The sequence below is a fragment of the Stutzerimonas stutzeri genome, assembly GCF_000952685.1.
GTDB lineage: Bacteria > Pseudomonadota > Gammaproteobacteria > Pseudomonadales > Pseudomonadaceae > Stutzerimonas > Stutzerimonas stutzeri_E.
The window spans coordinates 1-12,042 of sequence record NZ_JYHV01000010.1 but is presented as its reverse complement, the minus strand read 5'-3'; the positions used below and the strand labels follow the sequence as shown (position 1 = coordinate 12,042).

The following is a 12,042-nucleotide window of genomic DNA, read 5'->3' as shown; positions in this document are numbered from 1 at the left end:
GAGCCTTAGCTCACAATCAGCCTTGGCGCTGCTTGTGACGCGGTTCTGCGCTGCAGATCACTCGAACGACACCTTCGCGACGAACGATTTTGCAGTTGCGGCACAGCTTTTTGACCGATGCACGAACTTTCATGACCAACTCCTGGAACCTTACGGGCTGACCTCAGCGGAGCATTCCGCTGCCATAGCCCTTCAGGTTGGCTTTTTTCATCAGGGAATCGTACTGGTGAGACATGAGGTGAGATTGAACCTGGGACATGAAGTCCATTACAACCACAACCACAATCAGCAACGACGTCCCGCCAAGGTAGAACGGCACGTTTGCTGCCACCACAAGAAACTGCGGTAGCAAGCATACAGCCGTCATGTATAGGGCGCCGAACATGGTCAAACGAGTCAACACACCATCGATATAGCGTGCCGACTGCTCACCAGGCCGAATCCCCGGGATAAATGCACCGGACTTCTTCAGGTTTTCTGCAACATCCTTCGGATTGAACATCAATGCCGTATAGAAGAAGCAGAAGAAGATGATGCCGGCGCTGAACAATAGGATATTCAACGGCTGACCAGGGGCGATCGACTGAGAAATATCAGCCAGCCATCCCATGTTCTCCGACTGTCCGAACCACTGTCCCAAGGAAGCAGGGAACAGCAGAATGCTGCTGGCAAAAATGGCAGGGATGACACCCGCCATGTTCACCTTCAGCGGAAGGTGACTCGTCTGCGCAGCGAAGACCTTGCGGCCCTGCTGACGCTTGGCGTAATGCACGGCGATTCGCCGCTGACCACGCTCGATGAACACAACGAACCCGATGATGGCGATCGCCAGCAAACCAACGGCCAGCAGTGCGATGATGTTGACATCGCCCTGCCGCGCAGATTCGAACGACTGCCCCAGGGCGCCAGGGAGACCGGCAACGATACCAGCGAAGATCAACATCGAAATGCCGTTACCGACACCCCGCTCGGTGATCTGCTCCCCCAGCCACATCATGAACATCGCCCCTGCCACAAAGGTAGTGACAGCTACGAAGTAGAAGCCGAAGTCAGTGCTGAAGGCGACACCCTGGCCGGCGAGACCGACCGACATACCAATGGCCTGCACGATAGCCAACACCAAAGCACCGTAGCGCGTGTACTGACTAATCTTGCGACGACCGGACTCGCCCTCTTTCTTCAACTGCTCCAACTGGGGACTGACAGCCGTCATGAGCTGCATGATGATCGATGCCGAGATATACGGCATGATCCCCAAGGCAAAGATGCTCATGCGCTCCAGCGCACCACCGGAAAACATGTTGAACAAGCTAAGGATGGTCCCTTCGTTCTGACGGAACAGCTCGGCCAACCTGTCGGGATTGATTCCCGGAACCGGGATGTGTGCGCCAACACGATAGACGATGATCGCCATCAGCAGAAAACGCAGACGAGCCCAAAGTTCAGAAAGCCCGCCACTATTCAGCGCGGAGAGAGCACCTTGCTTAGCCATTTATTCCTCGAACTTGCCGCCAGCTGCTTCGATAGCCGCACGCGCACCCTTGGTGGCGGCGATGCCTTTCAGAGTTACCGCACGACCAACCTCACCCGACAGCATGACTTTCACGCGCTGTACGTTCTGATTGATGATGTCGGCATCCTTAAGGCTCTGCAGAGTTACGACGTCGCCCTGAACCTTTGCCAGCTCGGAGGTACGTACTTCAGCACGATCCATAGCCTTCAAGGAGACGAAGCCAAACTTAGGCAGACGGCGATGCAAAGGCTGTTGGCCGCCTTCGAAACCGGGAGCGATCTTGCCGCCAGAGCGGGAAGTCTGACCCTTGTGACCACGACCACCGGTCTTGCCGAGGCCGCTACCGATACCACGGCCCGGACGCAGCTTTTCGCGACGGGCGCCTGGCGCAGAACGCAGATCGTTCAGTTGCATGGCTTAGCCCTCCACACGGAGCATGTAGTAAGCCTTGTTGATCATGCCGCGATTTTCAGGAGTATCCTGGACTTCGACGGTGTGACCAATGCGACGCAGACCGAGGCCTTTGACGCAAAGCTTGTGATTGGGGATACGACCGCTGACGCTTTTGATCAGCGTGACCTTGACGGTGTTAGCCATGATCAGGAAATCTCCTCAACGCTCTTGCCACGCTTAGCAGCGATCGACTCAGGCGACTGCATGGCCTTCAATCCCTTGAAAGTGGCATGGACCACGTTCACTGGATTGGTAGAGCCGTAGCACTTGGCCAGGACGTTCTGCACGCCAGCCACTTCAAGAATGGCACGCATCGCACCACCGGCAATAACACCGGTACCTTCCGAAGCAGGCTGCATGTACACCTTGGAAGCGCCATGCGCTGCCTTGGTCGCGTACTGCAGAGTCGTGCCGTTCAGATCGACCTGGATCATGTTGCGGCGAGCCGCTTCCATAGCCTTCTGAATGGCAGCCGGCACTTCGCGCGACTTGCCACGACCGAAACCTACACGACCCTTACCATCACCCACTACGGTCAACGCAGTGAATGTGAAGATACGACCACCTTTTACTGTCTTGGCGACGCGGTTAACTTGAACCAGCTTCTCAATGTAGCCTTCGTCGCGCTTTTGCTCGTTATATGCCATAACTTAGAACTCCAGCCCGCCTTCACGAGCAGCATCAGCCAGTGCCTTGACACGACCGTGGTACTTGAAGCCAGAACGGTCGAACGCCACCTGGGTGACACCTGCGGCCTTAGCACGCTCAGCGACCAGCTGACCAACTTTCTTGGCAGCGTCGACGTTGCCGGTGGCTCCGTCGCGCAGTTCTTTGTCGAGAGTCGAGGCACTGGCCAGGACCTTGCCGCCGTCGGCCGAAAGGACCTGGGCGTAGATGTGCTGGGAAGAGCGGTACACACAAAGGCGTACGGTTTCCAGCTCGCGCATCTTCAGGCGTGCCTTGCGAGCGCGACGCAGACGAGTAACTTTCTTTACGCTCATTTGCTATGCCCTACTTCTTCTTAGCTTCTTTACGACGGACCACTTCGTCCGAGTAACGCACGCCTTTGCCCTTGTAGGGCTCAGGACGGCGGAAATCACGGATTTCAGCAGCCACCTGACCGACCAGTTGCTTATCGACACCCTTGATCAGGATATCGGTCTGGCTGGGGGTCTCAGCGGTAACGCCTTGCGGCAGTTCATACTCCACCGGGTGCGAGAAGCCGAGAGCCAGGGACAGCACTTGACCTTTGGCTTGCGCCTTGTAACCAACACCAACCAGCTGAAGCTTGCGCTCGAAGCCTTGGCTGACGCCGATCACCATATTGTTAACCAGCGCACGGGTGGTACCGGCCATGGCACGGTTCTGCTGATCGCCATTACGCGCAGCAAAACGGAGCTCACCGGCCTCGTGGATCACTTCCACAGACGAGTGCACGTTCAGTTCGAGAGTACCCTTGGCACCCTTCACCGAAAGCTGCTGGCCGGCCATGTTGAATTCAACACCAGCGGGCAGCTTGACGGGGTTCTTAGCAACGCGAGACATGCTTATCCCCCCTTAGAACACTGTGCAGAGCACTTCGCCGCCAACGCCAGCAGCGCGAGCAGCCCGATCCGTCATCACACCTTTATTGGTGGATACGATCGAAACACCCAGACCGCCGCGAACTTTCGGCAACTGATCAACGGATTTGTACTGGCGAAGGCCAGGACGGCTTACGCGCTTCAGCTCTTCGATAACCGGACGGCCTTCGAAGTACTTGAGCTCGATAGACAGCTGCGGTTTGGCGTCGCTGCTGACGTTGTATCCTGCGATATAGCCCTCACCCTGAAGAACGTTGGCTACAGCCACCTTCAAAGTGGAAGACGGCATGCTTACGACGGACTTTTCGGCCATCTGGGCATTACGGATACGAGTTAGCATGTCCGCTAACGGGTCCTGCATACTCATGGGCTCTTGGCTCCTAATTCAAAAAAATAAGCCCGCTAGGGCTCGTGTCGCCTGCTACTAAATGAGCGAACGCCTAACAGGCATGGCTCGGGCGAGCCGGACATTCTAGAGACAGTTCAGAAACGAATCAAGCCCCATAAGGGGCTTGATTCGACAACTGCAGTTCCGACAACAACTGCCGGAGCGTTATTACCAGCTGGCTTTCACCAGACCCGGCACATCACCGCGCATCGCAGCCTGACGCAGCATGTTACGCGCAAGACCAAACTTGCGGTACACACCATGCGGGCGGCCAGTCAGACGGCAACGATTACGCAGACGCGAAGCACTGGCATCACGAGGCTGCTTCTGCAGAGCAACCTGAGCTTCCCAACGCGCCTCTGGAGACGACTCGGGATTAGCGATGACAGCTTTCAGCGCAGCACGCTTCTGGGCGTACTTGGCAACCGTCTGCTGACGCTTCAGCTCGCGGTTCTTCATGCTTTGCTTAGCCATTTCCTACTCCAATTAGTTACGGAACGGGAAGTTGAAGGCACGCAACAGTGCGCGACCCTCTTCATCCGTTCGAGCAGTAGTGGTCAGCGTGATGTCCAGACCACGCAGCGCATCGATCTTGTCGTAATCGATTTCCGGGAAAATGATCTGCTCTTTCACGCCCATGCTGTAGTTACCACGTCCGTCGAAGGACTTGGCATTCAGGCCGCGGAAGTCGCGAACCCGGGGCAGGGAGATCGACAGCAAACGATCCAGGAATTCGTACATACGATCGCTACGCAGGGTCACCTTGACACCGATCGGCCAACCTTCGCGGACCTTGAAGCCGGCGATGGACTTGCGTGCGTGAGTCACGACGACCTTTTGGCCGGTGATCTTTTCCAGATCAGCAACCGCGTTGTCGATAATTTTTTTGTCACCGATCGCTTCGCCGATACCCATGTTCAGGGTGATCTTGGTGATGCGCGGAACTTCCATCACGTTGCCAAGCTGAAGCTCTTCTTTCAGCTTGGGAGCGATTTGCTTCCGATAAACTTCTTTTAGTCGTGCCATGGTTATCTACCTAGCAGTCTCAAGCTTCAACCGGCTTTTGGGTCGACTTGAAGACACGAATTTTCTTGCCGTCTTCTACTTTGAAACCAACACGGTCAGCCTTGTTGGTTTCGCCGTTGAAGATAGCGACGTTAGAGGCGTGCAGAGGCGCCTCCTTTTCGACGATACCGCCTTGAACGCCCGACATCGGGTTCGGCTTGGTATGACGCTTCACGAGGTTGATACCACCGACGACCAGACGGTCGTCAGCGAGAACCCGGAGCACCTTACCGCGCTTGCCCTTGTCTTTGCCGGCGATGACGATGATCTCGTCGTTGCGACGAATCTTTTGCATGCGGCTTCTCCTTACAGCACTTCAGGCGCGAGCGAGACGATCTTCATGAACTTCTCGGAACGAAGCTCACGTGTCACCGGCCCGAAAATACGGGTGCCGATCGGCTCCTGCTTGTTGTTCAACAGAACAGCAGCGTTGCCATCGAAGCGAATAATGGAGCCGTCCGGACGACGAACACCGTGACGAGTGCGGACTACGACAGCAGTCATCACCTGGCCTTTCTTGACCTTGCCACGCGGGATCGCTTCCTTGACGGTTACCTTGATGATGTCGCCGATGCCGGCGTAACGGCGGTGCGAACCGCCGAGAACCTTGATACACATGACGCGACGAGCGCCACTGTTATCCGCCACATCGAGCATTGATTGAGTCTGAATCATATAATTTCTCCGACCCCTAGCCCTTAGACTTCGACGGCACGTTCAACGACATCAACCAGCATCCAGCACTTGGTCTTCGCCAGCGGACGAGTCTCGCGGATAGTGACCTTGTCGCCAATACGGCACTGGTTGGTTTCGTCGTGGGCGTGCAGTTTGGTCGAACGCTTCACGTATTTACCGTAGATCGGGTGCTTAACACGACGCTCGATCAGAACGGTGATGCTTTTGTCCATTTTGTCGCTGACGACGCGGCCAGTCAGCGTGCGGACAGTTTTTTCAACTTCAGCCATGATCACTTACCTGCCTGCTGGTTGAGCACAGTCTTGACACGAGCGATGTCGCGCTTGACTTGCGAGAGCAGGTGAGACTGCCCCAACTGGCCAGTTGCCTTCTGCATACGCAGATTGAACTGGTCGCGCAGCAGCTCGAGCAGTTGCTCGTTCAGCTGCTGAGCGGATTTTTCACGAAGCTCATTCGCTTTCATCACATCACCGTCCGCTTAACAAAGGAGGTGGCGAGCGGCAGCTTTGCAGCAGCCAGGGCGAATGCCTCACGCGCCAGCTCTTCGGAAACACCCTCGATCTCGTAGAGCACCTTGCCCGGCTGAATCTGGGCCACCCAGTACTCGACGTTACCCTTACCTTTACCCATCCGGACTTCCAGAGGCTTTTTGGAGATAGGCTTATCGGGGAACACACGGATCCAGATTTTACCGCCACGCTTCACGTGACGGGTCAACGCACGACGTGCGGACTCGATCTGGCGTGCAGTGAGACGTCCACGAGCGACAGACTTCAGAGCGAACTCGCCGAAGCTGACTTTGCTACCGCGCTGAGCCAGGCCACGATTGTGACCAGTCATCTGCTTACGGAATTTTGTACGCTTGGGTTGCAACATTTGGCGTACTCCTTACTTGGCAGCTTTTTTACGAGGCGCAGGCGCTTGCGGCTTGAGCTCTTCATGGCGACCACCAATAACTTCGCCCTTGAAGATCCAAACCTTGACGCCGATCACACCGTAAGTGGTGTGTGCTTCGTAGGTGTTGTAGTCAATATCGGCACGCAGGGTGTGCAGCGGCACACGACCTTCCCGATACCATTCCGTACGGGCGATTTCAGCCCCACCCAGACGACCGCTCACCTGGATCTTGATGCCCTTGGCACCAATGCGGATCGCGTTCTGTACGGCGCGCTTCATGGCGCGACGGAACATTACGCGACGCTCCAGCTGCTGAGCGACGTTCTGTGCTACCAGCATTGCATCGAGTTCCGGCTTGCGGATTTCTTCGATGTTGATGTGCACAGGCACACCCATTTTCTTGGTCAGGTCCTGACGCAGCTTCTCAACATCCTCACCTTTCTTGCCGATCACGATGCCGGGACGAGCGGTATGGATAGTGATGCGTGCGGTTTGAGCCGGGCGATGGATATCGATACGGCTTACGGACGCGCTTTTTAATTTGTCTTGGAGGTACTCACGCACGTTCAGATCTGCAAGCAGATAATCGGCGTACGTACGTCCGTCTGCGTACCAGACGGAGGTGTGCTCCTTGACGATTCCCAGGCGAATGCCAGTGGGATGTACTTTCTGACCCATCTGATCGACTCCGTTACTTGTCCGCAACCTTGACAGTGATATGGCAAGACCGCTTGACGATGCGATCAGCGCGGCCTTTGGCACGCGGCATGATGCGCTTAAGCGAACGCCCTTCGTTGACGAAGACCGTGGAAACCTTGAGGTCATCCACGTCAGCGCCTTCGTTGTGCTCGGCGTTGGCCACGGCCGACTCCAGCACTTTCTTCATGATCTCGGCGGCTTTCTTACTGCTGAAAGCCAGCAGGTTGAGCGCTTCGCCCACCTTCTTCCCGCGGATCTGGTCGGCGACCAGGCGGGCTTTCTGGGCGGAGATGCGAGCGCCCGACAACTTAGCGGCTACTTCCATCTTTCCTTACCCCTTAGCGCTTGCCTTTCTTGTCCGCTACGTGCCCGCGATAGGTGCGGGTACCAGCGAACTCGCCGAGTTTGTGACCGACCATGTCTTCGTTCACGAGAACGGGAACATGTTGACGACCGTTATGCACAGCGATGGTCAAACCGACCATTTGCGGCAGGATCATCGAACGACGCGACCAGGTTTTAACTGGTTTGCGATCATTCTTTTCCATCGCCACTTCGACCTTCTTCAATAGGTGAAGATCGATAAAAGGACCTTTTTTCAGAGAACGCGGCACTGTCGTATCCCTCTAGTTACTTGCGACGACGGACGATCATGTTATCGGTGCGCTTGTTAGAACGAGTCTTCGCGCCCTTAGTCGGGAAGCCCCATGGCGACACCGGATGACGACCACCGGAGGTACGACCCTCACCACCACCGTGGGGGTGATCGACCGGGTTCATTGCCACACCGCGAACGGTCGGGCGAACACCGCGCCAGCGCTTGGCACCCGCTTTACCCAGCGAACGCAGGCTGTGCTCGGAATTCGAGACCTCGCCCAGAGTCGCTCGGCACTCGGCCAGCACTTTGCGCATTTCGCCGGAGCGAAGACGCAGTGTTACGTAAGCACCCTCACGCGCGACCAGCTGAGCCGACGCACCGGCAGAACGGGCGATCTGAGCACCCTTGCCCGGCTTGAGCTCGACACCGTGAACGGTTGAACCCAGCGGGATGTTGCGCAGCGGCAGGCTGTTGCCAGCCTTGATCGGCGCGTTGACGCCGGAAAGCAGCTGGTCACCAGCACTTACGCCCTTAGGCGCAATGATGTAACGACGCTCACCATCCGCATACTTCAGCAGCGCAATGTGCGCAGTGCGGTTCGGGTCATATTCCACACGCTCAACGACGGCAGGAATGCCATCCTTGTTGCGGCGAAAATCGACCAGACGGTAATGCTGCTTGTGACCACCACCGATATGACGCGTGGTGATACGACCGTTGTTGTTACGACCGCCTGACTTCGACTTCTTCTCGAGCAGCGGAGCATAAGGAGCGCCTTTGTGCAGCTCCTGACCGACCACTTTGACCACAAAACGGCGGCCCGCGGAAGTCGGTTTGCATTTAACGATTGCCATGATGCACCCCTTCCTTACTCAGCGTTGCCGGAGAAATCGAGATCTTGGCCCGGCTGAAGCGCGATGTACGCCTTCTTCCAGTCGTTGCGCTTGCCCAGCCCGCGAGCGGTGCGCTTGGTCTTGCCCTGAACATTCAGAGTGCTGACTTTGGCTACCTTCACGTTGAACAGGCTTTCGACGGCCTTCTTGATTTCCAGCTTGGTTGCATCAGTAGCAACCTTGAAAACGAACTGGCTTTTGCTGTCAGCCAGCATGGTTGCCTTCTCGGAGACGTGCGGACCAAGCAGGACTTTGAATACGCGTTCCTGGTTCATCCCAGCAGCTCCTCGAATTTCTTCACAGCCGACACGGTGATCAACACCTTGTCATAGGCGATCAGGCTGACTGGATCGGAACCCTGAACGTCACGAACATCGACGTGCGGCAGGTTGCGAGCCGCCAGATACAGGTTCTGATCGACAGCATCGGAAACGATCAGTACGTCATTCAGGCCCATACCGGTCAGCTTGTTGGCAAGCAGCTTGGTCTTAGGACTGTCGACGGCGAAATCTTCAACGACGACCAGACGCTCGGAACGAACCAGTTCGGAAAGAATGGAACGCAGCGCTGCGCGGTACATCTTCTTGTTGAGCTTCTGCTCATGGTTCTGCGGACGAGCAGCGAAGGTTACGCCACCGCCACGCCAAATCGGACCACGCGAGGTACCCGCACGCGCGCGGCCAGTACCTTTCTGACGCCAGGGACGCTTACCGCCACCCGAGACATCGGAGCGAGTCTTCTGCTGCTTGCTGCCCTGACGACCGCCAGCCATATAGGCGACGACAGCCTGGTGCACCAGGGTCTCGTTGAACTCACCACCAAAGGTTTGCTCGGAGACTTCGATGGCCTGTGCGCCATTTACATTCAATTGCATGTGAACTCCCCCTTACCCGCGAGCCTTGGCGGCCGGACGCACGACAACGTCACCACCCGTGGCGCCGGGCACTGCGCCCTTCACCAGCAGCAGGTTACGCTCTGCATCGACACGCACGATTTCCAGGGACTGCACGGTTACGCGCTCGGCGCCCATGTGCCCGGACATCTTCTTGCCCTTGAAAACACGACCAGGAGTCTGGCACTGGCCAATCGAACCCGGAACGCGGTGGGATACGGAGTTACCGTGGGTATTGTCTTGACCACGGAAGTTCCAGCGCTTGATGGTACCGGCAAAGCCTTTACCCTTGGACTGACCGGTGACATCCACCATCTGTCCAGCCTGGAAGATTTCAGCGTTGATCTGGTCACCAACCTGGAACTCCTCGCCATCGAGGCGGAATTCCCAGACACCACGACCGGCAGCAACGTTCGCCTTGGCGAAATGGCCAGCCTGAGCCTTGGTAACACGGGACGCGCGACGCTCGCCGACAGTAACCTGTACAGCGCGATAGCCATCGCTCTCTTCATTCTTGAACTGAGTGACGCGATTCGGCTCGATCTCGATGACCGTAACCGGAATAGAGACACCATCTTCGGTGAAAACGCGGGTCATGCCGCATTTACGACCGACTACACCAATAGTCATGTTGTAACCTCTTGAGTGTACGGGGCTTTCACCCGCTATGGCCGCCCATTTCAGAGCGTTACACGACTAAAACTCGAGGTTTTAGCCGAGGCTGATCTGCACTTCCACGCCAGCCGCAAGATCAAGCTTCATCAGCGCATCGACAGTCTTGTCGGTCGGCTGGACGATATCCAGCACACGCTTATGAGTACGGATCTCATACTGGTCGCGCGCATCCTTGTTGACATGCGGAGAAACCAGAACAGTGAACCGCTCTTTGCGGGTCGGCAGTGGAATCGGACCACGCACCTGAGCACCAGTACGTTTCGCGGTTTCCACGATTTCCTGGGTTGATTGATCGATCAGGCGATGGTCAAAAGCCTTCAACCGAATACGGATTTGTTGGTTTTGCATTTTGACCTCAGACTCCAATTAGCCATCCCTACCAAACGCAATACGCCCGGTAAAAGGAGGCGCAATTGTACGGATGCGTCCAGGGGGTGTCAATAAATGATCAACAATAGAAAAAGGGCCCCGAAGGGCCCTTTCCCACATCGAAAGGATTATTCGATGATCTTGGCAACCACGCCGGCACCCACGGTACGGCCACCTTCGCGAATCGCGAAGCGCAGACCATCTTCCATGGCGATCGGAGCGATCAGAGTGACAACCATCTTGATGTTGTCGCCCGGCATTACCATTTCTACGCCTTCCGGCAGCTCGCAGTTACCGGTCACGTCAGTAGTACGGAAGTAGAACTGCGGACGGTAGCCTTTGAAGAACGGCGTGTGACGACCGCCTTCTTCCTTGCTCAGCACGTAGACTTCGCCTTCGAACTTGGTGTGCGGCTTGATGGTGCCCGGCTTGGCCAGAACCTGACCACGCTCTACGTCATCACGCTTGGTACCACGCAGCAGCACGCCCACGTTCTCACCAGCGCGACCTTCGTCGAGCAGCTTGCGGAACATTTCAACGCCGGTGCAGGTGGTCTTGGTCGTGGCACGAATACCAACGATTTCGATCTCTTCCTGAACCTTGACAATGCCGCGCTCAACGCGACCGGTCACAACGGTACCGCGACCGGAGATCGAGAACACGTCTTCGATCGGCATCAGGAACGGCTTGTCGATGGCACGCTCAGGCTCCGGAATGTAGCTATCCAGAGTCTCGACCAGCTTGCGCACGGCCGACACACCCATTTCGTTGTCGTCCTGACCGTTCAGAGCCATCAGTGCGGAGCCGATGATGATTGGCGTGTCGTCACCCGGGAAGTCGTAGGTCGACAGCAGGTCACGCACTTCCATCTCAACCAGTTCCAGCAGCTCGGCGTCATCCACCATGTCAGCCTTGTTCAGGAAGACAACGATGTAAGGAACACCTACCTGACGGGACAGCAGGATGTGTTCGCGCGTCTGCGGCATCGGGCCGTCAGCAGCGGAACAAACCAGGATCGCGCCGTCCATCTGCGCAGCACCGGTGATCATGTTTTTCACGTAGTCAGCGTGACCTGGGCAGTCGACGTGAGCGTAGTGACGAATCGAGGAATCGTACTCAACGTGGGAGGTGTTGATGGTGATACCACGAGCCTTCTCTTCCGGCGCGTTGTCGATCTGCGAGAAGTCACGTGCAGAGCCGCCCCAAGTTTCCGCGCAGACCTTAGTCAGCGCAGCGGTGAGCGTGGTTTTGCCATGGTCAACGTGACCAATGGTACCGACGTTCAGGTGCGGTTTGTTACGTTCGAATTTTTCTTTAGCCA

The 12,042-nt window shown here is 56.6% G+C and carries 24 protein-coding genes; all 24 read right to left on the bottom strand.

What is annotated here, in order from left to right; genetic code table 11:
• Window positions 1-16 precede the first annotated feature (16 nt).
• Window positions 17-133, bottom strand: a complete 117-nt coding sequence (gene rpmJ / locus UF78_RS03205; RefSeq protein WP_014854209.1) for a 50S ribosomal protein L36 — start codon at window positions 131-133, stop codon at window positions 17-19.
• Window positions 134-163: 30 nt separating this feature from the next.
• Window positions 164-1,492: a preprotein translocase subunit SecY gene (secY, locus tag UF78_RS03200; protein WP_045160598.1), complete on the bottom strand. Its 1,329-nt coding sequence runs from the start codon at window positions 1,490-1,492 to the stop codon at window positions 164-166.
• Entirely contained in the window at window positions 1,493-1,927 is a 435-nt protein-coding gene (gene rplO, locus UF78_RS03195; protein ID WP_045160597.1) for a 50S ribosomal protein L15, read from the bottom strand. It abuts the gene before it with no gap.
• A 3-nt stretch (window positions 1,928-1,930) separates the two neighbouring features.
• Window positions 1,931-2,110: a 50S ribosomal protein L30 gene (gene rpmD, locus UF78_RS03190; protein WP_003281818.1), complete on the bottom strand. Its 180-nt coding sequence runs from the start codon at window positions 2,108-2,110 to the stop codon at window positions 1,931-1,933.
• Between the two features lie 2 nt (window positions 2,111-2,112).
• On the bottom strand, window positions 2,113-2,613 hold the full coding sequence (gene rpsE / locus UF78_RS03185; RefSeq protein WP_019339966.1) for a 30S ribosomal protein S5: 501 nt from the start codon (window positions 2,611-2,613) through the stop codon (window positions 2,113-2,115).
• Window positions 2,614-2,616: 3 nt separating this feature from the next.
• Complete coding sequence (rplR, locus tag UF78_RS03180; RefSeq protein ID WP_025240351.1) at window positions 2,617-2,967, bottom strand: 50S ribosomal protein L18; 351 nt, start codon at window positions 2,965-2,967, stop codon at window positions 2,617-2,619.
• A gap of 10 nt (window positions 2,968-2,977) precedes the next feature.
• Window positions 2,978-3,511 carry a 50S ribosomal protein L6 gene (rplF, locus tag UF78_RS03175; RefSeq protein WP_025240350.1) on the bottom strand — a complete coding sequence of 178 codons (534 nt, stop codon included), beginning with the start codon at window positions 3,509-3,511 and terminating at the stop codon, window positions 2,978-2,980.
• Window positions 3,512-3,523: 12 nt separating this feature from the next.
• Window positions 3,524-3,916 (bottom strand): 30S ribosomal protein S8, encoded by a 393-nt coding sequence (gene rpsH, locus UF78_RS03170; RefSeq protein WP_003281824.1) that lies wholly within the window; start codon window positions 3,914-3,916, stop codon window positions 3,524-3,526.
• Between the two features lie 189 nt (window positions 3,917-4,105).
• Window positions 4,106-4,411, bottom strand: coding sequence for a 30S ribosomal protein S14 (gene rpsN / locus UF78_RS03165; protein WP_025240349.1), 306 nt, complete (start codon window positions 4,409-4,411; stop codon window positions 4,106-4,108).
• Window positions 4,412-4,423: 12 nt separating this feature from the next.
• On the bottom strand, window positions 4,424-4,963 hold the full coding sequence (gene rplE, locus UF78_RS03160) for a 50S ribosomal protein L5 (RefSeq protein WP_019339970.1): 540 nt from the start codon (window positions 4,961-4,963) through the stop codon (window positions 4,424-4,426).
• A gap of 19 nt (window positions 4,964-4,982) precedes the next feature.
• On the bottom strand, window positions 4,983-5,297 hold the full coding sequence (gene rplX, locus UF78_RS03155; protein WP_019339971.1) for a 50S ribosomal protein L24: 315 nt from the start codon (window positions 5,295-5,297) through the stop codon (window positions 4,983-4,985).
• 11 nt (window positions 5,298-5,308) lie between these two features.
• Window positions 5,309-5,677, bottom strand: a complete 369-nt coding sequence (gene rplN / locus UF78_RS03150) for a 50S ribosomal protein L14 (RefSeq protein ID WP_003289207.1) — start codon at window positions 5,675-5,677, stop codon at window positions 5,309-5,311.
• 23 nt (window positions 5,678-5,700) lie between these two features.
• Window positions 5,701-5,967: a 30S ribosomal protein S17 gene (gene rpsQ, locus UF78_RS03145; RefSeq protein ID WP_029404618.1), complete on the bottom strand. Its 267-nt coding sequence runs from the start codon at window positions 5,965-5,967 to the stop codon at window positions 5,701-5,703.
• A gap of 2 nt (window positions 5,968-5,969) precedes the next feature.
• Window positions 5,970-6,161 (bottom strand): 50S ribosomal protein L29, encoded by a 192-nt coding sequence (rpmC, locus tag UF78_RS03140; RefSeq protein ID WP_003289209.1) that lies wholly within the window; start codon window positions 6,159-6,161, stop codon window positions 5,970-5,972.
• Window positions 6,161-6,574, bottom strand: coding sequence for a 50S ribosomal protein L16 (gene rplP, locus UF78_RS03135; RefSeq protein WP_003176421.1), 414 nt, complete (start codon window positions 6,572-6,574; stop codon window positions 6,161-6,163). The genes rpmC and rplP overlap by 1 nt, the downstream gene beginning before the upstream one ends.
• Before the next feature lie 12 nt (window positions 6,575-6,586).
• Window positions 6,587-7,273 carry a 30S ribosomal protein S3 gene (gene rpsC / locus UF78_RS03130; RefSeq protein WP_021209375.1) on the bottom strand — a complete coding sequence of 229 codons (687 nt, stop codon included), beginning with the start codon at window positions 7,271-7,273 and terminating at the stop codon, window positions 6,587-6,589.
• A 13-nt stretch (window positions 7,274-7,286) separates the two neighbouring features.
• A complete protein-coding gene (rplV, locus tag UF78_RS03125; protein ID WP_003103908.1) occupies window positions 7,287-7,619 on the bottom strand; it encodes a 50S ribosomal protein L22 in 333 nt (110 codons plus the stop codon).
• Between the two features lie 13 nt (window positions 7,620-7,632).
• Window positions 7,633-7,908, bottom strand: coding sequence for a 30S ribosomal protein S19 (gene rpsS / locus UF78_RS03120; RefSeq protein ID WP_019339974.1), 276 nt, complete (start codon window positions 7,906-7,908; stop codon window positions 7,633-7,635).
• Between the two features lie 16 nt (window positions 7,909-7,924).
• Complete coding sequence (gene rplB / locus UF78_RS03115; RefSeq protein ID WP_019339975.1) at window positions 7,925-8,746, bottom strand: 50S ribosomal protein L2; 822 nt, start codon at window positions 8,744-8,746, stop codon at window positions 7,925-7,927.
• 14 nt (window positions 8,747-8,760) lie between these two features.
• The gene (rplW, locus tag UF78_RS03110; protein ID WP_021209378.1) at window positions 8,761-9,060 is read right to left on the bottom strand and encodes a 50S ribosomal protein L23; all 300 of its coding nucleotides are present in this window, start codon (window positions 9,058-9,060) and stop codon (window positions 8,761-8,763) included.
• Window positions 9,057-9,659, bottom strand: a complete 603-nt coding sequence (rplD, locus tag UF78_RS03105) for a 50S ribosomal protein L4 (RefSeq protein WP_019339977.1) — start codon at window positions 9,657-9,659, stop codon at window positions 9,057-9,059. The genes rplW and rplD overlap by 4 nt, the downstream gene beginning before the upstream one ends.
• Window positions 9,660-9,671: 12 nt before the next feature.
• Window positions 9,672-10,307, bottom strand: a complete 636-nt coding sequence (rplC, locus tag UF78_RS03100; protein WP_045160596.1) for a 50S ribosomal protein L3 — start codon at window positions 10,305-10,307, stop codon at window positions 9,672-9,674.
• A gap of 81 nt (window positions 10,308-10,388) precedes the next feature.
• Window positions 10,389-10,700 (bottom strand): 30S ribosomal protein S10, encoded by a 312-nt coding sequence (gene rpsJ, locus UF78_RS03095; RefSeq protein ID WP_003186070.1) that lies wholly within the window; start codon window positions 10,698-10,700, stop codon window positions 10,389-10,391.
• Window positions 10,701-10,849: 149 nt separating this feature from the next.
• Window positions 10,850-12,042: elongation factor Tu (gene tuf, locus UF78_RS03090; protein ID WP_155397594.1), on the bottom strand; the 1,193-nt coding region annotated here is incomplete at its 5' end.